Raw genomic sequence first — 21,067 nt, 5'->3', positions numbered from 1 at the left:
CCGCTGCGGTGTTTTTGGGTTGTGGGCATGGTGGTGGCCCGGTTGTCGCGCCGGGTTCGCGTTGTCCGGGTCCTTGGTCGGGGCCGGTGGGCCGGGTGGTCAGGGGATCGCGGGGAGTGTTCTCAGTGTGGTGAGGATCCCGGCGAGCAGGTGATGTCCGGGTGGGAGACGCAGGATGGCTTGTCCCGCATGGGAAATCAGGCGCGCGGGGACGCAGATGAGCCGGTGCCGTAGGGTTGCGATCATGGCTTTGCCGCCACGGATCCCGTGTCCTGTCACGGTTTCGCCATCGGGCTTGCCGGTGAGTTCGTGTAGCCAGGCGGCAATGTTCACCGCCAGCAGCGCGCCGTGCATCCAGGCGGTGTTGACTTCCTTGTAGCCGCTGGGCAGATGTCGTAGCGCGGCGCCATGTTTGCTGTCGCGAAACAGGTTTTCGATCGTGGTGCGGTGGCGGTACCAGTACTCGACCGCGACCGCCTTGGCTGGGGTGGACACGTCAATGTTGGTGCAGATGAACGAGTAGGCGTAGATCCAGTCAGCACTTCCGAGTTCATCCAGCGGCAGGGTGCGCTGGTTGGGGTGCAGGGTGCGGCGCCGCCGGGAACGGGGATCGGCCGAGACCTGGGAGATGTCCAGTTTCACACGGCGGATGAGGATCTCGGTGCCGGTGGGCCACCAGTTCGGCCTGTAGGAGGCGACCGCGACCTGCGCGCCGGTCATGTCCCGGGCGTCGGTCCAGTCGTCCTCCGAGAGCCCGTCCAGTAGCCGCCACAGAGGTGCGATGCGTTTCGCGCCGATCGCGAACTCCGCACCCTCGGCCAGCGCCGCCCGCGCGAGGGCACCGTCGAAATAACCGGTGCCGGCCCGTAGCCGTATCCGGGCGCCCCGCACCGCACGCGGCAGGCCTTTCAGCGCCCGCCGTAACATCGCCGGTGCGCTCGCACGAGCGTCGTCGTTGCCGGAGAACAACTCCGCGGCCAGCACTGCTTCGGTCTCCGCCCAACACGCCACATGCGGACGCCCCACACGCCGGCCCTCATGGTTATAGGCCACGCCGCGTTTCTTACGCCCGTAGACTTCGACATCGGAGGTGTCCAGGTCGATCGTCACGGAGGCGGCCAGCCGCGCCCGCCGCGCCGCGGGCGAGAGCTCATACGCGCGTTCGGTGACCGCGGCGATCCCGGCCTCCACCGCCGTCCATTGTGGATCAGTGAACCGCCGTGCCAGACCGGCTGCGGTCGTTGAGGGCAATCCCGGCACCGGCGAGATCTTCTGGCCGGCGGCATCCTCACGTACCCGGTCCAGACCGACCAGGAAATCCTGCCCGGCCAGCTGCGCGCACGCCAGCCCCACCATCAGCTCACCCGGCCCGAAGCCTCGGTCCCGTTCCTTAATCGGCCCGACCGCCTCATCCAGCTCCGCGATCACACCCAGCCGGTCCACCAGCTCGGTCACCGCCGCCATCCCCGACACCTGGGTCAACGACAAATCCGGCACACCGACCCGCACCTTCGCTAGCGTGCGCCGACCATCAACTACACTGCCCACCAGATGGGTGTCCTCTCCGACCAGATGAAATTGACTTCACAATCAACATCATCCCAGGTCAGAGCGACACCCATCACCATATCCCGCCCCAAATCACACCCATACTCGCGGATTCGGGTCAGATGGAGGCGGTGTCGACCATGATCCAGGGCAACGGCTGGGGCGTGCTGGCCTGGGACCCGGTGGGCCGGCGGTTGATCACGCAGCAGTTGCGGGACCACCACTCGAACCTGTCGATCGCCACGACTCCGCTGCTGGTTTTCGACATCTGGGAGCACGCGTACTACCTGCAGTACCGCAACGTGAAGGCCGACTACGTCAAGCACCTGTGGAACGTGGTCGACTGGGACGAGGTCGCCGCGCGCTTCGCCGACGCCCGCGCCGGCTACAACGGTCTCCGCCTCCCCAACGCCTGACGGGCAGAACCACCGCGCCGACGGTTCTCGCCGGTCGGAAGTCGTGAGTGTTTTGGGCTAGCAGCCCAAGCGTTCACGAGCCCAGGACTCGGCGGTGAGTGCTCCGACAAGCCCACTGCCGACGCTTCGGGGCCTTCCTCCGGGAGGGCCCCGAAGTCCTTTCCGGCCCCGCAAACGATCGGGCCCCGGTCTCCCGAAGGAGGCCGGGGCCCGATCCGTTCCCGAACTGACTACCGCTCCCACCACGAAGCGGTCGAGATTTAGGTTAGCCTAACCTCCGCGATCGGGCAACTCCTCCGCCCACCGAACCAGCACCGCGCTGACGCCATGCCAGCACCGCGACCCCGCCGAGCGCGGCGGCCAACGACGCCAGCCCGCCCAGCAGGATCGGCCAGCGCGGCCCGAGCACCTCGGCGATCCACCCGGAAGCCAGCCCGCCCAGCGGTTTTCCACCCAGGAACAGCAGCATGTACAGGCCCATGACCCGGCCGCGCATGGTCGGCTCCACGGCCAGCTGGACGGTCGAGTTCGCGCTGGTGGTGAACGTCATGACGGCGACCCCGACCGGGATCAGCGCCGCCGCGAACAGCTCGTAGGTCGGCATCAGCGACGCCGCCGCCTCCAGCACGCCGAAAACCGCGGCGCCCAGCAGCATCAGCCGCAGCCGCGGCACTCCGCGCCCACTTCGGCGTGCCGCCAGCGCCGCCCCGGTCAACGTCCCGATCGCGAGCATGGTGATCAGCAGGCCGTAACCGTCGGCGTCTCGCTCGAAGGTGTTGCGCGTGATCACCGCGAACGTGCTCTCGAAGTTCATGCCGAAGGTGCCGAGGCAGAACACCAGCACCATCACCACGATCAGATCCGGACGCCCGCGCACGTAGCGCAGCCCGGCGCGCAGTTGGCCGCGTTGCTTCGGCGGCGGCTTGACCCGGTGCAGCGCCGCCTGATCCATTAGCGCCAGCCCGGCGACCACGGCGACCGAGCTCAACCCGTTGGCCAGGAACACCCAGCCGGTGCCGATCGCGGTGATCAGCACCCCGGCGATGGCCGGGCCGACGATGCGGGCCAGGTTGAAGGTCATCGAGTTCAGCGCGACGGCGTTGGTGAGCTGCGCTTGCCCGACCATCTCGACGACGAACGACTGCCGCACGGGCGCGTCCACCGCCGCGAAGCACCCGAGCACGAAGCACAGCACGAAGACGTGCCAGAGCTGCACTAGGCCGGTGACGTTGAGCAGCCCCAGCGCCAGCCCGCACGCGCCGAGCGCACTCTGGGTGCCGATGAGCATGCGCCGCTTGTCAAAGCGATCCGCGACGACTCCGGCCCACAGCGTCAGCAGCAACGTCGGGATGAACTGCAGGGCGACCGCCACGCCGAGCGCGGCGGGGCTGCCGCCGGAGAGCTCCAGCACAAGCCAGGCCTGCGCCGCGCGCTGCATCCACGTGCCGGTCAGCGACACGACCTGACCGGAGGCGTAGTAGCGGTAGTTGCGCTCCCGCAGCGAGCGGAACATGCCGCCGCCGGAGTCGGTGGAGGCGGTCGGTTCGTCCGATGTGGACGACGATGTGAGGTTGCCCGGATCCTCGCTCGGGCCTGCTCCCGCGCGCGATGCGGATCGGTCAACCACGCTCGTGCTTACCGCCTCTCACTGACGTGCTGTCATCGGCTGGCCAGTCGGTCGATGATCTCGACCGCCTGGGACAGCACCCGGCGTTCCTCCTCGGACAGGTCCACGAGCTGCTGGTCCAGCCAGCGCTCCCGGATCGAGACCTCTTCGTCTATGCGGGCCCGACCGGCCTCGGTCAGCTCCACGATGGCCTGCCGACCGTCGGTCGGGTGGGCTCGACGGGCGACCAGCCCGGCGTCTTCCAGGGCGGCGATCACCCTGGTCATCGACGGCGGCTGGACACCTTCCCTAGCTGCCAGCTCGCCCGGCGTCATCGCGCCGGTCTTGTGCAGGCAGGACAGCGCCGACAGCTGGGACAGCGTGATCTTCAAGTCGGCGCTCTGCGCGCGCAGCCGCCGATTCAGGCGAACGACCGCGAGCCGCAGTCGACTCACCAGGGTGCGCTCTCGCTCCGCGATATCGGACACGTCGTTAGTCTACCAAACTATTTCGGGGAATCGGACAAACTGATCACGCAGATCAGTGGCCGCCCACAATAGCCATGCCGCGACCCCAGACCTGGATCGCAACCCAATCGACGCACTACTCCGATCGGCCCATCCGAGCGCCGCCGAAACCCAGCGGGTGCGGGTTCCGCCTGGTCAGGACCCGTGCGCACGTTGTGGTGCCATAGCGCCACAAAGGGCGCACGAGGGCGAACGCCGAGCCGAGCAGTCGCTCAGATGCCGAAGAGCGCGCTGACCGGACCGGAGCAGAAGTAGAGCACGAACGCCGCCGAGACGACCCACATCAGCGGGTGCACGGTGCGGACGCGGCCGGTGAACACCTGCAGCAACACGTAGCTGATGAAGCCCGCGCCGATGCCGTTGGCGATCGAGTAGGTGAACGGCATCACCACGATCGTCAGGAACGCGGGCATCGCGATGCTGAAGTCCGACAGGTCGATCTGCCGGATCTGGGTCAGCATCATCGCCCCGACCACCACCAGCGCCGGAGCCGCCGCCTCCACCGGAATGACCTGGTAAAGCGGGGTGAAGAACATCGCCGCCAGGAACAGCAGACCGGTGATCACGTTCGCCAGCCCGGTCCGCGCCCCCTCCGCGATGCCGGACGCGGACTCCACGAACACGGTGTTGGAACTCGCCGAGCCCAAGCCACCCGCGACCGCGCCGACGCCCTCAACGGCCAGCGCCTTGCCGATGCCCGGCAGGTTGCCGTCCTTGTCGGCGAGCCCGCCTTCCTTGCCGAGGCCGGTCACGGTGCCCATGGCGTCGAAGAAGTTCGCCAGCACCAGCGTGAACACCAGCATCGCGGCGGCCAGCGCGGGCAGCCGGGTCCACGCGCCGAAGGAGATGTCGCCGACCAGCGACAGGTCCGGCAGCCCGACGACCTGCCCCGGGATCGCCGGATAGCCGAGGTTCCAGCCGTAGGGGTTGGTGCCCTTCGACGGGCCCGCGTGGAAGACCGACTCGACGATGATCGCCAGCACCGTGGTGGCGGCCACGCTGATCAGGATCGAGCCCCGCACCTTGCGCGCCACCAGCACCGAGGTCAGCACCAGGCCGAAGACGAACACCGCGGTCGGCCACGAGGCGATCGAACCGTCGATGCCCAGCCCGACCGGCACCGTCGTGTTGGCCGCGTCCGGCAGCCGCCGCACGAACCCGGAGTCGACCAGGCCGACGAACGTAATGAACACGCCGACGCCGACCGCGATCGCGGCCTTGAGCTCGGGTGGCACCGCGTTTAACACCGCGGTCCGGAAGCCGGTGGCGACCAGGATCAGGATGATGATGCCGTCCACCACCACCAGGCCCATGGCCTCCGGCCACGTCACCTGCGGCGCGATGGTCACCGCCAGCAGCGTGTTGATGCCGAGCCCGGCGGCGATTGCGAACGGGTAGTTGGCGACGAGTCCGAACAGGATCGTCATCACACCCGCGACCAGCGCCGTGGTCGCGGCGACCTGCGACACCGGCAAGATGTTGCCGAGCACGTCGCGCTTGGCGCCGGCGTCCTCGGCGGAGTAGCTGCCGAGGATCAGCGGGTTGAGCACGATGATGTAAGCGACCGTGACGAAGGTGACCACGCCGCCGCGAACTTCCCGCCCGACGCTGGACCCACGGTCGGCGATCTCGAAATACCTGTCCAGCAGCGACCTCTCGGAAACGTCTCGATCCACCATCAGTACTTCCCGATCACCGCACCTGCGCGCGCGTTCATTACCGGGGGTAGCCTGCCTGACGTGGCAAAAGACAGCGAACCCACCCCCTCGGCGCCCGGCCACCGACCGGTCCCGCCGCTGCCGCGGAGGCTGGCGGACCCGACCCCGGTGGTGCTGTTCGGTACTGCGCTGTGGTTCGCCGGGGCGATCGTGTTCGGCATCCGCGACTGGACCGGCGGCTCCTGGGAAATCCAGTTCTGGACCTGCCTGGCCGGCGGCGCGCTCGGCATCATCGGCTACGGGGTGTTCCGCTGGCAGCGCTCGGCGGCGCGCCGCGGCTCCCGCGGAGCCTGGAAGGGCCTGTCCGGACTCGACGGCTGAGCCTGCACGATTCCTGCTCCGAACTGCCCCGCAACCGGTTAGTCTGCACAGTCGTCACCAGATCCGACGCGCAACTCTGACCTAACGCGGGAGCGCAGTACCAGTGCCCAAGCTCGACGTCGACCGACTCGAATTCGCGATCCTGGCCGAACGCGCCGGACTCACCCGAATCCCGATGATCGCGTCGTACAGCAACTACGGGACGACCGTCAAAGACATACCGCGCGAGTTCGACGCAGCCGAGCAGCGGGTCCGCGACCGAGGCCTGATCAACCCGGGCGGGGTGAACGACCGGGTCATGGAACTGCTGGGCATCTACGCGCACACGACGGTCGAGTACGACCTGCGGTTCTCGTCCAAGAAGGAAAGCGAGCTGCGGGCGGCGGTGTCCAAGGCGAATAAGACGGCGGTACGCACGGTCGTCGACGGCGACCGGATCATCCTGGAGCCGGTGCACCCCAACGACCTGATCCCAGCCCTGGTGTCGGCGCTGCCGGCACACCCGCCGGCGCGGATCCGCCCGCCGCTGAGCGTCGACCTGGCGGAGATGCGCGCGGCGATGAACGAGGTGCGCCGCCGCGGCGACGAGGACCCGCAGGCGATCGAGCAAAGCCTGCGCGCCCGCGGCGTGAACGTGGCGAGCTTCCGCAAGATGACGCAGCTGCTGGACGGACCGCGCCTCGGCCTCGGTGAGATCGGCGTCACGATCTGGGGCGACCGCCGCAAGGAGTACCGCGGGGACCAGACGCTCCGCATCATCGACCTGCAGCAAGGCCGCACGGCGGTCTACAACAGCGGAACGCAGCGGATGTTCGCGGGGGCGGACATGAGCACGTTCACGCGCGTGCTCGGCGAGCTGACGACGAAGACCCAGCGCGAGGCGGCGGCGGCCTGGTAGCGACCAAGGTCACGATCACTACGAGTGGCTATCAAGCTCCCAGATGGGATGTCAAGTTAGGGGTGTGGAGGCCGGTTGCCGGGTCCGGGGCCGTATTTGCGTAGAAGCCCTCGTGCTGGGTGGAGCAGCCGCCAGCCGAGCTCAGCAGCTGACGACGATCGCACCTCCGGGCGACGACGAGGTGAGCGAGCGTCTAGCGTCGGCATTGGGCGATATGGCAGGCCACAACGAAGGTTGCCTTTCCTGGGTGCAGATCGAGCAGCTCGAAGCCGCGTCGCGCTAATACCAGAACATTTGACGAAGACTCCCGTATTCGCCAGGTTTAAGGAAGATCTCAACGTGCAACGCCGCGCCACTCTGACGGCCCTGTCCCTGTTCACGATCTTGGGCGTTTCGGCTTGTTCGCCCGGAGGGACAGGATCCCAGCCGTCCTCACCTCAGACCAAGCCGCCAACGGCAACCACGTCGGCGGTGCCAAAGGTTGAGAACCCGAAAAGCCTCAAGGCTGTTTCCGACGCATGCAGTCTGCTGACACCTGACCAGTTGTCGCAGCTCGGGGGCGGCGGTGAACCCAAAGGCAGCATTTCGGAGTACGGCGAAACTCAGTGCTCTTGGCGCAACGACAACTTCCGAACCAACGTTGCGATCAACACCAAGCACGGCGGCTTGGCAAAGATCACGGAAAACTCGGGCTCCAGGGACAACTTCGAACCAACACAGGTCGATGGTTACCAGGGCGCGCGTGTCGATGAGCAGAGCACTCTGTGCCGCGTCGAGCTTGCGATCGCCGACGACCAGTCCATCGAGATCAACTTCAGCCTCCGGGGCGGCGACACTCCCGAGATGAAGGACCCCTGCGGCTACGCCGAGAAGATCACCAGCGAAGTCCTGAAGAACATCCCGGACGCTTGATCGCGTCCGCGCACCACGACGACGATTACTGACAAGGGGGTGTGACCATGGTTTTACCGATCATCGTCGGTGGCTATCTGCTCACACGTGAATCGGACCGTGGTAACACGGACGAGATCATGCAGAAGGTGGGCTTGGCCGACGCGCGCAGCGAAGCGAGACCCGCCACGCCGTCCACGGTCAGCGGCGCACCGTGTTGGCTACCTGCAGGGCGGCGGCGGCCTGGTAGCGACCAAGGTCACTCCGCCAAACGGACCAATTCGGCAACGAGTTGGGAACCGATCTCGGCTGAGGATCGTCACATCGGTGCACGGATGAGCAGAGACCTGGCAAGCTAAGCGCGACGTGTACCTGTGTCAGGGGACAAAGGGGGTAGTGAGAGGTGTCATTCTTCGACGGGGTCGGCAACGCCGTCGTCACGGCGGGGCAGAAGGCTGTGCGGTCAGCGACGATTCACACCGCGATCAACTCAGGCGGCACTGCGAAGGCAGCGTCGTTCCAGGTCGACATCGAGCAGATTCCGGGTCTGATCGCGTCGTACAAAGACGCGCAGGACAACCTCGACAAAATCCTGTTCAAAGCGCAGCAGCTGGAGAACATCGCACCTCCCGGCGACGATGAAGTGAGCAAGCGACTAGCCGGCGCACTGGGTGATATGGCAGGCCGCAACGAAGGTTGCCTTTCGTGGGCCGTCGACGACGCCAAGAAGCGCCTACAGGTGCAGATCGAGCAGCTCGAAGCCGCATCGCGCGACTACCAGAACGTTGACGAAGACTCCCGTATTCGCCAGGTTTAAGGACGATCTCACGTGCAACGCCGCGCAGCATTGACCGCCTTGTCACTTCTCGCCGTTCTGGGGGTATCGGCGTGTTCCCCCGGTGGGTCGGATAGAGATCCCACATCGGCCGCGTCTGAGCCGCCAGCGGCTCCGACGTCCGCGGTGCCAAAGGTGGAGAACCCGAAGAACCTCAAGGCGACTACCGACGCATGCCAGTTGATCACCAAGGACCAGCTGTCCAAGTTGGGTGCCGCGGGCGAGGGTAAGACGGAGCAAAGCATGTCTGAGTACGGGGAGACTCAGTGCTTCATCCGCAATGATGCCTTCGCGATCAACATCGCGATCAACACCAAGTACGGCGGCTTGGCGAAGATCATGGAAGGCGCCAATTCGAGCGACAACTTCAAGCCGACTCAGGTCGACGGCTACCAGGGCGCGCGCGTTGATGAGCAGAGCACTCTGTGCCGCGTCGAGCTTGCGATCGCCGACGACCAGTCCATCGAGATCAACTTCAGCCTCCGGGGCGGCGACACTCCCGAGATGAAGGACCCCTGCGGCTACGCCGAGAAGATCACCAGCGAAGTCCTGAAGAACATCCCGGACGCTTGATCGCGTCCGCGCACCACGACGACGATTACTGACAAGGGGGTGTGACCGTGGTTTTACCGATCATCGTGGGTGGCTATCTGCTCACACGTGAATCGGACCGTGGTAACACGGACGAGATCATGCAGAAGGTGGGCTTCAACCACCCGGAGAAGTACCGGCAGCTCCATGAGGGCAAGGGCACCAATGATCTGTCTAAGTCCGTCCGCGACTGGAAGGGCGAGATCGCCGACCTGTTTGATCAGGTTGCCAGTGACCTCGACACTGCCAACACCAAGGCGGGCCTTGCCTGGGCCGGCCAGGCAGCCGAAGAGCATGGCAACAAGCTCGGCCCGATGACGAGTTACATCCGCGACGCCAAGGAAGTTTCGACGTCAGTTGGCGACTCGGCTGAGCAGCAGGTCCACAACTTCGGCACCGTCAAGAACAGCATGCCCGAGCCGGTGAAGGTCGATGCGACCGACAACCTGCTTGAGAAGGGCGGCGCTTGGCTGGTTGGTGGCGAGACGGACCTGCAGAAGCAGGAGCGCGAAGCTACTGAGAAGGCTCAGGAAGCCAAGCAACACTACGACAACTACAGCAACAGCACACAGAACGTCTCGCAGAACCTCGCGTTCTATCCGAAGGCCCCGGAGATGGCGTACGACCAGGGCGGGGATAGCACTGGTACGAACCCGACGGTCGGCAGGATGCCGAACGGTTCCGGCATCCCCGGTGGCGGCGGCACTCCGGGCGGCGGCGGAGGTGGTGGCAGCTGGGTCAGCGGCACCGGTGGCAGCGGTCACAGCGGCAGCGGCACCGGTGACTACAGCACGACTCCGTCGCAGAGCAATTCGCAGTGGTCTTCTCCGCCTGTTCCCAATGGTCCGGGCTTGCCCGTGAACACCGGCCTCGGCCTCGGTTCGGGTCCGAACACTGGCGGTCCCGGCTTCGGGATGGTGCCCGGTGGACCCGGCCTCAGCGGTGGCTCCGGCGCTGGCGCTGGGGCTGGTCGTGGGCTCGGTGCCGGTGGCGCTGGCGGCCGTGGTGCGGGTCTGGGCGCTGGTGGGCGTGCTGGCCTCGGGGGTCTCGGCTCTGGCTCTGGTGCTGGCGGTGCCGGTGGTGCTGGCGCGGCCGGTCGCGGTGGCGCGGGCGGCATGGGCGCAGGTGCTGCTGGCCGCGGCCGGGGCAAGGAGGGCGAGGAAGACATGGAGCACGAGGACAAGTACTGGGTCGACACGGACGAGGCTTGGGAAGACCTGGGCCTCCCCAAGGTCGCCCCGCCGGTCTTCGGCGAGTGACCAACACCCGCTGAAGTCGACCGACGCAAACTGGCCGCGCACCGATTCCGGCGCGCGGCCAGTTCCGCTATTCGGAGGCTTTGCGGTAGATCTCGCCCAGCGCAGCTATCGCCCGGTCTGCTTTAGCTTGATCACCTGGAATGAGCCCGGTGTGGGCGATTCCGGGCATTTGCTTGTAGTCCAGCACGAGTACCTTGTTCGGTGCGTCGGGGATCTCCATGATCCAGCTGCGGAAGGCGTCGTACTCCCCCTCAACGTGGTGGTCGACGATCAGACGACGACCGTTGAAGTCTGTGACCTCTGCTTCTGGGCTGATGTCGGTCCAGCTGTCGAAGCTCCCCGACCCGACGTAGACGTCGAACGTGATCTGCATGTCCGGACTCGGCGTTTCGTACGAGCAGATGAACCCGTTCAGCAATATCTTCCGGAAATCCGCGCTCATGAACTGCGCCATCAGCTCGTCCGGCGGGTAGGAGCACAAGTAGAGCGGCGACCATTTCGACTCGGGCGGCTGCTGCGGGAGACCATCCAGCTGCAGAACCTCCTTGAACGATCGAGGTTCAGGGCGTGCCCATTCGGAGCAACTGGAGGCCATCCGGTCTACCGAAGCGCATACGTTCGTCGTCGCCGTGGGAATTGGTGGCGGCGCAGCTGCCTGGTCTCGATCGAGGCTCGGTCCGCTTCTTATGTCGATCAGCAACGCAAGCACCGATACGCCGACTACGAACACAGATACCAGCACGGAGGCGACCACCGCAATCCAAACGCGCGACTTCCGGGGTGGCGTTTGCTGAGGTCCGAGTGGATATTGCGTTGCGTGCAGCGGCTGTGGGCAAGGTTGCCCGTCCTGGTTTCCTGGCCAGCCTTGGTAAATCACTTGAGCATGCTCCTGTCGGCATGAACGTGCTCTCGCGGAACTCGGAGCACTCCCCCAGACGGCCTGTGATCAGGCCAGATGGCATTATGCAGGGCCTCGATGCACGAAAACGGCCTATCAGTCGAAGGTCACCGGACGGACCTCAATTCGTCCACTTCGGACCTCTGCAGCGCAAACGGAGCAGGTGGGGCGCTGATCCCTGCCGCCGATGTCCTCGGGAGCCGTCATGACGCCGCACACCGCGATCAGCGCTGGCCCATCACGCCGCGAGTCATCGTCCGGAAACACGTGGTTCTGGTAGCCGAAAGCGACCCAGCGTCCGGTCCTGGCGTTCGCCTCGTCTTCTGACCCGAATCCGCGAGTATGGGTGTGATTTGGGGCGGGATATGGTGATGGGTGTCGCTCTGACCTGGGATGATGTTGATTGTGAAGTCAATTTCATCTGGTCGGAGAGGACACCCATCTGGTGGGCAGTGTAGTTGATGGTCGGCGCACGCTAGCGAAGGTGCGGGTCGGTGTGCCGGATTTGTCGTTGACCCAGGTGTCGGGGATGGCGGCGGTGACCGAGCTGGTGGACCGGCTGGGTGTGATCGCGGAGCTGGATGAGGCGGTCGGGCCGATTAAGGAACGGGACCGAGGCTTCGGGCCGGGTGAGCTGATGGTGGGGCTGGCGTGCGCGCAGCTGGCCGGGCAGGATTTCCTGGTCGGTCTGGACCGGGTACGTGAGGATGCCGCCGGCCAGAAGATCTCGCCGGTGCCGGGATTGCCCTCAACGACCGCAGCCGGTCTGGCACGGCGGTTCACTGATCCACAATGGACGGCGGTGGAGGCCGGGATCGCCGCGGTCACCGAACGCGCGTATGAGCTCTCGCCCGCGGCGCGGCGGGCGCGGCTGGCCGCCTCCGTGACGATCGACCTGGACACCTCCGATGTCGAAGTCTACGGGCGTAAGAAACGCGGCGTGGCCTATAACCATGAGGGCCGGCGTGTGGGGCGTCCGCATGTGGCGTGTTGGGCGGAGACCGAAGCAGTGCTGGCCGCGGAGTTGTTCTCCGGCAACGACGACGCTCGTGCGAGCGCACCGGCGATGTTACGGCGGGCGCTGAAAGGCCTGCCGCGTGCGGTGCGGGGCGCCCGGATACGGCTACGGGCCGACACCGGTTATTTCGACGGTGCCCTCGCGCGGGCGGCGCTGGCCGAGGGTGCGGAGTTCGCGATCGGCGCGAAACGCATCGCACCTCTGTGGCGGCTACTGGACGGGCTCTCGGAGGACGACTGGACCGACGCCCGGGACATGACCGGCGCGCAGGTCGCGGTCGCCTCCTACAGGCCGAACTGGTGGCCCACCGGCACCGAGATCCTCATCCGCCGTGTGAAACTGGACATCTCCCAGGTCTCGGCCGATCCCCGTTCCCGGCGGCGCCGCACCCTGCACCCCAACCAGCGCACCCTGCCGCTGGATGAACTCGGAAGTGCTGACTGGATCTACGCCTACTCGTTCATCTGCACCAACATTGACGTGTCCACCCCAGCCAAGGCGGTCGCGGTCGAGTACTGGTACCGCCACCGCACCACGATCGAAAACCTGTTTCGCGACAGCAAACATGGCGCCGCGCTACGACATCTGCCCAGCGGCTACAAGGAAGTCAACACCGCCTGGATGCACGGCGCGCTGCTGGCGGTGAACATTGCCGCCTGGCTACACGAACTCACCGGCAAGCCCGATGGCGAAACCGTGACAGGACACGGGATCCGTGGCGGCAAAGCCATGATCGCAACCCTACGGCACCGGCTCATCTGCGTCCCCGCGCGCCTGATTTCCCATGCGGGACAAGCCATCCTGCGTCTCCCACCCGGACATCACCTGCTCGCCGGGATCCTCACCACACTGAGAACACTCCCCGCGATCCCCTGACCACCCGGCCCACCGGCCCCGACCAAGGACCCGGACAACGCGAACCCGGCGCGACAACCGGGCCACCACCATGCCCACAACCCAAAAACACCGCAGCGGAGATCAACACCAAATACAACATGATCAACCCAACCCACTATTCACGGATTCGGGTCTGAAGGTGTCATCGCGTTCTTCCTGAAGTGTCCGGTGACCGGGCGCGTGGGGGAGGGGACATTCGCGCCCGGTCACCGGGGGTGGGCCGGTGCGGCCGAGGTCGGGGAGGTACCGCACCGGCCCGGCTGGGGAGGTCAGGCCTCGTGAGTGTCTGTTCCGGTAAGAACCGGAAGGAACACTCACGAGCTGTTCAGGCACGCAGGTGGTGCCGCCCGGTGGGCTCGCCGGAGTCGTCGGGGTCCGTGGTGGGGAATCCCGGCGGTATGTGGGGATGTTCGCGCCTGGCGTTGGGTTCTTCGGTGGTGCGGGTTTCGGATTCGATGTCGGCTATGAGGTGCCAGACTGTGTAAGCGCCTTTGCCGCCTCCGGCGTGCTGGCCCGTGGAGAACGCGATGGCTCTTGCGGGTAGCTGGGTGGTGAGCATGGCGAGGATCAGCAGGTTGAACAGGACGAACGTGCTGAGCTGGATCCAGAACATGGCAGTGTTCCTTCCGAGGTGCGAGCGGGTCGATTTCGCGCGAAATCGGCACTTGCCAGGCGTGGGGAGCGGCGATTTCGCGCGAAATCGCCCGCCCCGTGGGGTGGTCACAGGCGGGTGGTGAGGGTGTGCCAGCAGCGCATGCAGGTGTCCTCGCGGATCCAGTCCACTTCGGACCTGTCGTGCAGCTCCGCTGCATTCGCTTCTGCTCCGCAGTACGCCTTCACCTGCTCATCGCGCGGAGCTTTCGTTGCTGCGATGGGAAACGCGTGACGGCCGCCCGTGACGGGGCGCCAGACGTAGGTCAAGTAGTCAGCCATGGGGTTCCTTCCGGGTTTCTGCGTCAATGAGACCGTCCCAAAACATTCCATGCAATCTTGTTCACCGAATTGTGTAATGGCGCTGTCTCAGCGCCTGAAATAGTGTGGTCATATGACAACTGCACGTTCTCGCGGACTCGGCGCCGAAGTACGCAATCTGCGCAAGAACGCTGGCCTGCGACTTGAGGAATTGGCCGAACTCTGCGGCTGGTCAAGGGCAACGTTCGGACGGATCGAATCGGGCGACAAGATTCCGACCGACACTGAGATAGCCATCATCCTGGGAACCCTTGGCATCAAAGGTGATGAACGAAAGCGCCTGCTGGAGCTGGCTCATGATGCGCACCAGCCGAACTGGTGGGAGATCGGCTACAGCGGGCTGCCGTCTCAGCTAGCTTCACTGCTCGAGTTCGAACGCGCCGCCACCAAGATCACGGACGTTGCACTCGGGTTCGTCCCCGGGCTGCTGCAAACGGCCGACTACGCGCGAGGAGTCATCCGCAACGGCGGACTGTCCGAGAGCGAAGTGGAGTCACGAGTTTCACTGCGCCTCGGCAGGCAAAGCATCCTGACCCGGTCGAAGCCGGTCGCGCTGCACGCCCTCATCGATGAGTCGATACTTCACCGCCCGGTAGGCGGAGGTGCTGTGATGGCAGTACAGCTTCGCCACGTTGCGCGCATGAGTGAGCGGACACACATCACCGTCCAGGTCGTCCCCTACTCCGCAGGTGAGCATCACGGGATGAACGGCAGCAACCTGATCCTGGAGTTCCAACGGCAGCGACCGATAGTTCACCTGGAGCATCGCCGCGCTGGAGTCTTCATCGATGACCCCGCAGACACCTTCCTCTACCTCGAAGCCGCATCTACTGTTGAGAAAGCGGCTTTGAGCCCGGCAGATTCTGCAGACCTCATCTTGGCTTGCGCGAACGCGCTGGAAGGACACGATTCGAGATGATCTTTGAGTGGCGAAAGTCCAGCTACAGCGGAGTGGAAAGCAACTGCGTTGAGGTTGGTTGGCGGAAGTCCAGCTACAGCGGCGAGGAAAGCAACTGCGTCGAGGTCGGGATCAGTCCTGACCTGGTCGGGGTTCGGGACACCAAGGATCGGGATGGCGGAACCTTGGTGTTTGGGCAGCCGACCTGGGGTCGGTTCTTAGCCGCTGTGAAGGCTGAGCGGTTGTGTTGAGCCGCTCAGCGTAGGAGGGTTGCTGCTTCCGGGTCGGCTAGCAGGGCCGTCAGGGCGAACCTCTCGTGCCAGGCTCCCGATGCCCAGGCCAGGGCTCGGGCCAGGCCGTCCGGGGTTCGCTCCGCGTGGACCTTTCCCGTGCCCTCGACCCACCAGTGGACGCGCTGCTCTCCGGCCGAGGACCGGACCTTCAGCACGTCGTGGAGGGTCACCTCGCCCGTTGGCACCGTGATTCCGAGGAGTTCGCAGGCCGCCGGGACTCGCGCCACCTCCGGCCAGCGCTGGAGGCGGCCCAGACCCACCACCTGCATCGTGTTCTCCTCGGACGCCAGCGGCAGGTCCAGGAGTTCCGCCAGCGCCTCCGCGTCGAACTGGTCCGGGCTGCCGCCCGCGATCACCAGCGGCGCTTCCAGCACGCCGAGCATCCACGGCTCGTCGAGCACCACCGCTCGCCCCGTGCTGACCACCGCACCCGACACCGAACGCACCATCTCCGGCGGGTCGAACTCGCCCGGATCCACGACGCCACCCGCAACCGCGTCCGCCAGCGCTTGGTGCGCGCGCAACGCCGTTCCGGCGCGCACCGCGCGGTCCGGGTCACCGAGCCGTTCCAGCAGGTCTTCGGCATCGTCGGCGTCCTCGATGACGAGTTCGCCGCGCACACCCGCGATCCGCAGGTGCTCGTCGTCGAGCCCGACATCGGGCACCGCGTCGTACAGGCCCGCGAGTTCTTCGGCCCTGGCAAGGCGCCAGTGCTTGGGCGGGTGTCCTTCGATCAGCGCGTAGCGCGCGATCCACCAGGCCGAGTAGCTGTTCGGTTCGCGCAGGGCCCGCAGCGTGTCCGGGTTCCGCACCAGCAGCCGGATCGCCGCCGGCCAGGCGTCGTCGGCGACCAGGTCGAGGTCGCGGATGCCCATGAACCTGGCGGGCGGCCAGTTCTCGGGCTGCGCGGCTTCCTGCTCCGCCCACCAGTGGTGCGAGTCGGGGAAGTCGTCGTCGGCTTCGACCGGGTCTTCCTCGACGTGCACCGCGAAGCCGTCCAGCACGCCGATGGACCGCAGCAGGTCCGCCGGCCGGTCGGCCGCGAAGTCCTCGCCCAGCACCGCCAGCGGCGCGTCCTCGCCGATGTACTCGGGGTCGAGGACGTCCAGCAGCGCCGCATCGGGCAGCAGGAGTTCGTCCGCCCGGCGGAAGTCACCGTCCGCGTCGGGCAGCGCCAACGCGCCCAGCCAGTCGCGCGGCTGCGCGCTCGCGACCAGCCGCAACACCGCCTCCGCCAAGGGCTGCACGTCCGCCCCGGACCGGGCGTCGGAGACGCTGCTGCGCACCGCCTCCTCCAGCGACGGGGCGTCGAGCAGCTCCGCCGGGCCGGCCGGGTGCGCGCCGAGCTTCTCCAGCAGCGGGTGCGTCGCTTCGGGGTGCGCGATGCGCAGACCCGAGATGTCCAGTGTGGACAGGAGCGCCGCCGGGTCCGGGTCCGCATCCCGGTGACTCAGCAGGACATCCCGCACACCGGTGACCGTGCGACCGTCCGCCAGCGGCACCGGCAGCGCGGAGAACTCCTCGCGCGCCACAGGATCCGTGCCTTCGATCGGGGTCAGCGCGTCGTAGAGGCGGTACCACCAGTGCGGCGGGCGCTGCAGACCCGTGACCGCTTCGACGATCTCCGCCGCGGCGAGCCGCCGGACCTCCAGCACATGCAGCGACCTGCGGTGGTGGGCATCGGCCAGATCCGCCGTGAGCAGGCCGGGAACCACGTCCTTCAGCAGCTCCACGAGCTCCGGCGAGACGTATTCGAGGACCCGGGATTCCAGCGGCGCCAACAGTTTCCCGTTGGCGGCAGGCAGCCACGCCGCGACGCGCAGCCGGTCGTTCACGCCCTGCCGCAGCTTGTCGTCCACATCGGACAGCGGGAAGCCGGGCAGCGGCACCAGCGCCGTGCGGTGCTCCGCGGCAATCTTGCCGACCAGCGTGGGATAGCACTCGGCGGCGAACGTCAGCACCGAGTCCGTGGCGGCCGACGCCGCAACCCGGCGCCGGTCCGGCTCCACCGGCACGCTCGCCAGCAGCCGCGCGGGCAGCGACAGCCGCTCTTCCGTCGGGGTCGGGGCGTGCAGCACGTCCTCGGCCAGCGGGATCGGCATGCCGTACTCGTCCAGCGGAACCGCCCAGGTCACGTGCCACTGCGTGGCATGCCGGGCCTCGACGCCCAGACCGGCCAGCGCCACCTCGCTCAACGTGCCCGCCGCGCGGTGCACGAGCCACCGATCGCTGCGCACCGGGCCGCGCACCACGAACCGGTCATCGGCCTCGTCGTCGCGCCGCCAGGTCTTCTCGCCGATCCGGATCTCGGTCAACCCGGGCAACGAGATCAGCAGATCAGGGGCCTGGTCGGTCAACGCCGCCAGCAGCGCCTCCGCGTCCACCTCGGGACGCAGCGGCAGCCGCACCTCGGTGTCGAAACCCGTCGGCGGCTCGTCGGCGACCGCCCACGGCAGCCGCAGGATCGGCATCACGCCCTCGCGCGCCGCCAACTCCTCGGCCCGGCCCGACAACTCCGCCACCGCTTCCCTGGTCCGCTCCGCGGAAAACGCCACACCACCGGACGTCGACACGATCCGCGGCTCGTCGGACACCGCCAGCACCGCGGCGAACCCGACGCCGAACCGGCCGACCGACACGCCCTCGCGCTTGGCCGACGCGCGCAGCGAAGCCAGACCCGCCACGCCGTCCACGGTCAGCGGCGCACCCGTATTGGCCACCCGCAGCTCGCGGCCGACGAACTCGACCCGCAGCACACCGCCGGTGCCCGCCGCGTCCGCCGCGTTCTGGGCCAACTCGACCAGCAGCCGGTCGCGGTAACCGCCGAGCCGGAGGTCTTCCTCGGCGTTGGCGTCCTCGCGGAACCTGGTCGGCGAAGCCTCCCAGGACTGCAGCACGGCCTGCCGGAGCTCGGCCGCGCCGAACGGGTCCGCTCCGTTCACCCGCGCGGCTCGAAGTCCAGGGTGGCGTCGTCGTAGACGACCTCGGCCACCGGAACCGTCGAGGAGGTGTCCACCTCGACGTCGGAATGCGCGCCGCAACCGAACTCGACGCTGACCACGCGGCCGTCCGCGGGCGCGAGCTCGTTGGCGCAGACGCCGAACGCACCGCCCATCGAACCCGCCAGCTTCAGGAAGAAACCGCAGGTACCGCAGGCCCCCGGGGCGGACCGGGCGATCTCGGAGCGTGGCCCGAAGTCGCCGTTGTGCCAGCGGTCGGCGGCATCGAGCCGCCCCTCCAGGCTTAGCACCCGCTTGCGGCCGAGGCCCACCTCGTGGACGACCTCCTCCACCGCCGGGTCGTCGCTGGCCAGGTAGCCGGGCGCCAGCCGCGGGTCGTCCGCGGTGGTCGGCAGCAGGTCACCCGCGCCGAGGTCACCCGGGCGCACCCGCTGGTTCCACGGCACCCAGTCGGGCGCGGTCAACGCGTCCGGACCCGGCAGCAGCACGACTTCGCTGACCGTCACCGGTTCGCCTGGTCCGACGCTGGCGACCGTGACCGCCCAGCGCCACCCGACGTAGCCCGGGTAGTACGACTCGAAGTAGTGCGTGACCGCGTGCGGGCCCTCCGGCTCGACACCGACGTGCGCCCCGACCGGGGCGGAGACCTCGGTGTCCATGGTCAGCACCGGCGAACCGATCGGGTCGTCCCCAGGCCGCGCCTCGTCCTCCGCCGCAGCTCGGGCGACGTCCTCCGCGGCGGCGAGCTCCGGGTTCGGCGGCACGGACGCAGGCGGCCCGGCGTCCTCGAACGGGGCACTCGCGCCTGGGCTGGTCATCGGAGCAGGCATAGGCGTCACATACTCGATTGTGCCGTACGTGGTCGTCGCCGCCGTCGGCCGTGTCAGGCTTTCGGGGTGCGACTCCTCCTGACTCGTCGTGTGCTGTGCGGCTGGGTGCTCACCATCGGGCTGGGATTGCTGGCGTGCGCACCGCAGGTACCAGCGCAGCACGACGGCCAGGACAACCGCGAGCAAACCGATCAGGGCGTTGGGCACTCGGGAAGCCTGCCACACCTTCGAGCGGAGGTGATCTCCGTGCTCCCGCACGACCGCTCCTCATTCACTCAGGGCCTCGAACTCGTCGCCGGCACCCTCTACGAAGGGACTGGCCTGCACGGCGAGTCGCTGCTGCGCGCCACCGACCTCGCCACCGGCGAGGTGCGCCGCGAGACCCGGCTCCCGGCCGACCTCTTCGGTGAGGGCATCACCGTCACCGGTGACCGTATCTGGCAGCTCACCTGGCAGGAAGGGGTTGCGCTGGAGCGGGATCGGGAGTCGCTGGCGGAGCTGCGCCGCGTGGAGTACTCCGGTGAGGGCTGGGGCCTGTGCTTCGACGGGGCGCGGCTGGTGATGAGCGACGGCAGCGACCGGTTGACCTTCCGGGACCCGGTGACCTTCGCGCCGATCGGCGGGGTCGGCGTGCGGCTCGGAGGGTCCGCGACCGACGAGCTGAACGAGCTGGAGTGCGCCGGCGGGCAGGTCTGGGCGAACGTGTGGGGCAGCGACGAGATCCTGCGCATCGACCCGTTGAACGGGCAGGTGACCGCCGTGGTGGACGCGTCCGGGCTGCTGAGCCCCCGGCAGCGGGCGGGCACCGACGTGCTCAACGGCATCGCCGCCGTGCCCGGCACCGACGAGTTCCTGCTGACCGGGAAGTACTGGCCGTCGATTTTCCGAGTTCGCTTCGTACCAACGTGATCATTAGTACGGTCGGCGCATGGCTGATCAAGAGGACTTGGTGGAGCCGCTGCACGTGCTCTGCGTGCTCGGTACCGGCATGGACTTTGACGCGATCGAGCGAGTCGTCGGCGCCGTGGGCGGACCGCAGTTCTCGCTGGACCGGGAGTTCTCGATGCAGGAGCACGACCGGCGGATGCCCGACGCGTTCGAGGCCTGCCTGGCGGGGTTGACCTTCACCGACGCCGACTGGGACGCGGTCGCCGAGCACGATTCGGTCGCCTACGTGCTCGCGAAGGGCGGGCAGGAGCACGCCCCCTACATCTCCGAGCGGATGCTGGCGGTGGTGGCGGAGCTGTTCGAGCGCTGGGGCGCTACCGCCATCAAGAGCGAGAGCGGCGGTCTCGCGCACGGTCGGGAGACGTGGCTGGCGCTGGCCGAAACTGCCGCCCAGCCCGACGCGCTCCGCCGGGCCTGGGTGAAGCGGCCAATCCACAGCGGCGAGGTGCTGCACAGCTGCGGCATGCACCTGCTCGGGGTCCCCGACGTGGAGTTGGAGACCGAGGGGCTGCTCGACGAGAGCCGGCTCGGCGAGTGGGTGGAGCTGATCGACGGCCTCGCGGGGTACCTGCTGACCGAGACGCGGGCGGCGGCGATCCAGGACGGCGAGGCGTTCCGGCTCGCCGAGGACGCGCCGCGCTGGCTGCTACACCAGCGCGCGTGCGACCGCTACGACGACGAGGACATCTTCTTCAACCGTTCACGAAACGTGTGAAAACGTTCCGTGAGCAGATGACTTGCGC

20 protein-coding genes and 1 pseudogene are annotated in these 21,067 nt (G+C 67.3%); 12 read left to right on the top strand and 9 right to left on the bottom strand.

Going from position 1 to position 21,067, the window contains the following annotated elements; translation table 11 throughout:
• Positions 1-99 precede the first annotated feature (99 nt).
• Positions 100-1,548 (bottom strand): IS1380 family transposase, encoded by a 1,449-nt coding sequence (locus ACRXBZ_RS22865; RefSeq protein ID WP_433880840.1) that lies wholly within the window; start codon positions 1,546-1,548, stop codon positions 100-102.
• A gap of 119 nt (positions 1,549-1,667) precedes the next feature.
• Here ACRXBZ_RS22865 and ACRXBZ_RS22860 point away from each other — a divergent pair.
• A pseudogene (locus tag ACRXBZ_RS22860) lies at positions 1,668-1,964 on the top strand (Fe-Mn family superoxide dismutase); the annotation flags it as partial.
• Positions 1,965-2,229: 265 nt separating this feature from the next.
• Here ACRXBZ_RS22860 and ACRXBZ_RS22855 read toward each other — a convergent pair.
• The 3 genes from ACRXBZ_RS22855 to ACRXBZ_RS22845 all read right to left on the bottom strand — a co-directional run bounded on the left by ACRXBZ_RS22855 (position 2,230) and on the right by ACRXBZ_RS22845 (position 5,776).
• Entirely contained in the window at positions 2,230-3,591 is a 1,362-nt protein-coding gene (locus ACRXBZ_RS22855; protein WP_433880839.1) for an MFS transporter, read from the bottom strand.
• Between the two features lie 32 nt (positions 3,592-3,623).
• The gene (locus tag ACRXBZ_RS22850; RefSeq protein ID WP_433880838.1) at positions 3,624-4,058 is read right to left on the bottom strand and encodes a MarR family winged helix-turn-helix transcriptional regulator; all 435 of its coding nucleotides are present in this window, start codon (positions 4,056-4,058) and stop codon (positions 3,624-3,626) included.
• Between the two features lie 251 nt (positions 4,059-4,309).
• Positions 4,310-5,776, bottom strand: a complete 1,467-nt coding sequence (locus ACRXBZ_RS22845) for an NCS2 family permease (protein WP_433880837.1) — start codon at positions 5,774-5,776, stop codon at positions 4,310-4,312.
• Positions 5,777-5,836: 60 nt separating this feature from the next.
• On the opposite strand from ACRXBZ_RS22845, the gene ACRXBZ_RS22840 reads away from it, so the two are divergent.
• From ACRXBZ_RS22840 to ACRXBZ_RS22815, 6 genes are all read left to right on the top strand, one after another.
• Positions 5,837-6,136, top strand: coding sequence for a DUF2530 domain-containing protein (locus tag ACRXBZ_RS22840; protein WP_168586378.1), 300 nt, complete (start codon positions 5,837-5,839; stop codon positions 6,134-6,136).
• A gap of 103 nt (positions 6,137-6,239) precedes the next feature.
• Complete coding sequence (locus ACRXBZ_RS22835) at positions 6,240-7,034, top strand: ESX secretion-associated protein EspG (RefSeq protein WP_433880836.1); 795 nt, start codon at positions 6,240-6,242, stop codon at positions 7,032-7,034.
• A 294-nt stretch (positions 7,035-7,328) separates the two neighbouring features.
• Positions 7,329-7,946 (top strand): DUF3558 domain-containing protein, encoded by a 618-nt coding sequence (locus ACRXBZ_RS22830; protein WP_433880835.1) that lies wholly within the window; start codon positions 7,329-7,331, stop codon positions 7,944-7,946.
• A gap of 382 nt (positions 7,947-8,328) precedes the next feature.
• Positions 8,329-8,742: a hypothetical protein gene (locus ACRXBZ_RS22825; RefSeq protein ID WP_433880834.1), complete on the top strand. Its 414-nt coding sequence runs from the start codon at positions 8,329-8,331 to the stop codon at positions 8,740-8,742.
• A 12-nt stretch (positions 8,743-8,754) separates the two neighbouring features.
• Complete coding sequence (locus ACRXBZ_RS22820; RefSeq protein WP_433880833.1) at positions 8,755-9,333, top strand: DUF3558 domain-containing protein; 579 nt, start codon at positions 8,755-8,757, stop codon at positions 9,331-9,333.
• Positions 9,334-9,380: 47 nt separating this feature from the next.
• A complete protein-coding gene (locus ACRXBZ_RS22815; RefSeq protein ID WP_433880832.1) occupies positions 9,381-10,610 on the top strand; it encodes a hypothetical protein in 1,230 nt (409 codons plus the stop codon).
• Positions 10,611-10,677: 67 nt separating this feature from the next.
• On the opposite strand, the gene ACRXBZ_RS22810 is transcribed toward ACRXBZ_RS22815, so the two are convergent.
• Entirely contained in the window at positions 10,678-11,487 is an 810-nt protein-coding gene (locus ACRXBZ_RS22810) for a hypothetical protein (protein WP_433880831.1), read from the bottom strand.
• Positions 11,488-11,953: 466 nt separating this feature from the next.
• On the opposite strand from ACRXBZ_RS22810, the gene ACRXBZ_RS22805 reads away from it, so the two are divergent.
• The gene (locus ACRXBZ_RS22805; RefSeq protein ID WP_433877998.1) at positions 11,954-13,402 is read left to right on the top strand and encodes an IS1380 family transposase; all 1,449 of its coding nucleotides are present in this window, start codon (positions 11,954-11,956) and stop codon (positions 13,400-13,402) included.
• Positions 13,403-13,748: 346 nt separating this feature from the next.
• Here the strand turns inward: ACRXBZ_RS22805 and ACRXBZ_RS22800 are convergent, their stop codons facing one another.
• Positions 13,749-14,036 carry a hypothetical protein gene (locus tag ACRXBZ_RS22800; protein ID WP_433880830.1) on the bottom strand — a complete coding sequence of 96 codons (288 nt, stop codon included), beginning with the start codon at positions 14,034-14,036 and terminating at the stop codon, positions 13,749-13,751.
• A gap of 107 nt (positions 14,037-14,143) precedes the next feature.
• The gene (locus ACRXBZ_RS22795) at positions 14,144-14,356 is read right to left on the bottom strand and encodes an HC3 family zinc finger protein (RefSeq protein WP_433880829.1); all 213 of its coding nucleotides are present in this window, start codon (positions 14,354-14,356) and stop codon (positions 14,144-14,146) included.
• A gap of 112 nt (positions 14,357-14,468) precedes the next feature.
• Between ACRXBZ_RS22795 and ACRXBZ_RS22790 the strand changes: the two genes are divergently transcribed.
• Both ACRXBZ_RS22790 and ACRXBZ_RS22785 read left to right on the top strand, forming a co-directional pair.
• Positions 14,469-15,314, top strand: coding sequence for a helix-turn-helix domain-containing protein (locus ACRXBZ_RS22790; protein ID WP_433880828.1), 846 nt, complete (start codon positions 14,469-14,471; stop codon positions 15,312-15,314).
• Positions 15,311-15,544 (top strand): DUF397 domain-containing protein, encoded by a 234-nt coding sequence (locus ACRXBZ_RS22785; RefSeq protein WP_433880827.1) that lies wholly within the window; start codon positions 15,311-15,313, stop codon positions 15,542-15,544. The genes ACRXBZ_RS22790 and ACRXBZ_RS22785 overlap by 4 nt, the downstream gene beginning before the upstream one ends.
• Before the next feature lie 5 nt (positions 15,545-15,549).
• On the opposite strand, the gene ACRXBZ_RS22780 is transcribed toward ACRXBZ_RS22785, so the two are convergent.
• Complete coding sequence (locus ACRXBZ_RS22780; protein ID WP_433880826.1) at positions 15,550-18,528, bottom strand: sacsin N-terminal ATP-binding-like domain-containing protein; 2,979 nt, start codon at positions 18,526-18,528, stop codon at positions 15,550-15,552.
• Positions 18,525-19,538: a DUF3027 domain-containing protein gene (locus ACRXBZ_RS22775; protein ID WP_433880825.1), complete on the bottom strand. Its 1,014-nt coding sequence runs from the start codon at positions 19,536-19,538 to the stop codon at positions 18,525-18,527. Before ACRXBZ_RS22775 ends, ACRXBZ_RS22780 begins: the two co-directional genes overlap by 4 nt.
• Between ACRXBZ_RS22775 and ACRXBZ_RS22770 the strand changes: the two genes are divergently transcribed.
• Both ACRXBZ_RS22770 and ACRXBZ_RS22765 read left to right on the top strand, forming a co-directional pair.
• Positions 19,467-20,285, top strand: coding sequence for a glutaminyl-peptide cyclotransferase (locus ACRXBZ_RS22770; protein ID WP_433880824.1), 819 nt, complete (start codon positions 19,467-19,469; stop codon positions 20,283-20,285). The two genes, ACRXBZ_RS22775 and ACRXBZ_RS22770, sit on opposite strands and share 72 nt — an antisense overlap.
• Positions 20,286-20,304: 19 nt before the next feature.
• Positions 20,305-21,039, top strand: coding sequence for a hypothetical protein (locus ACRXBZ_RS22765; RefSeq protein WP_433880823.1), 735 nt, complete (start codon positions 20,305-20,307; stop codon positions 21,037-21,039).
• The last annotated feature ends 28 nt before the right edge of the window (positions 21,040-21,067 follow it).

Origin of the sequence: Saccharopolyspora hattusasensis (assembly GCF_050972075.1) — a bacterium.
Taxonomy (GTDB): domain Bacteria; phylum Actinomycetota; class Actinomycetes; order Mycobacteriales; family Pseudonocardiaceae; genus Saccharopolyspora; species Saccharopolyspora hattusasensis.
This window is presented reverse-complemented; position numbering and strand designations above follow the sequence as displayed.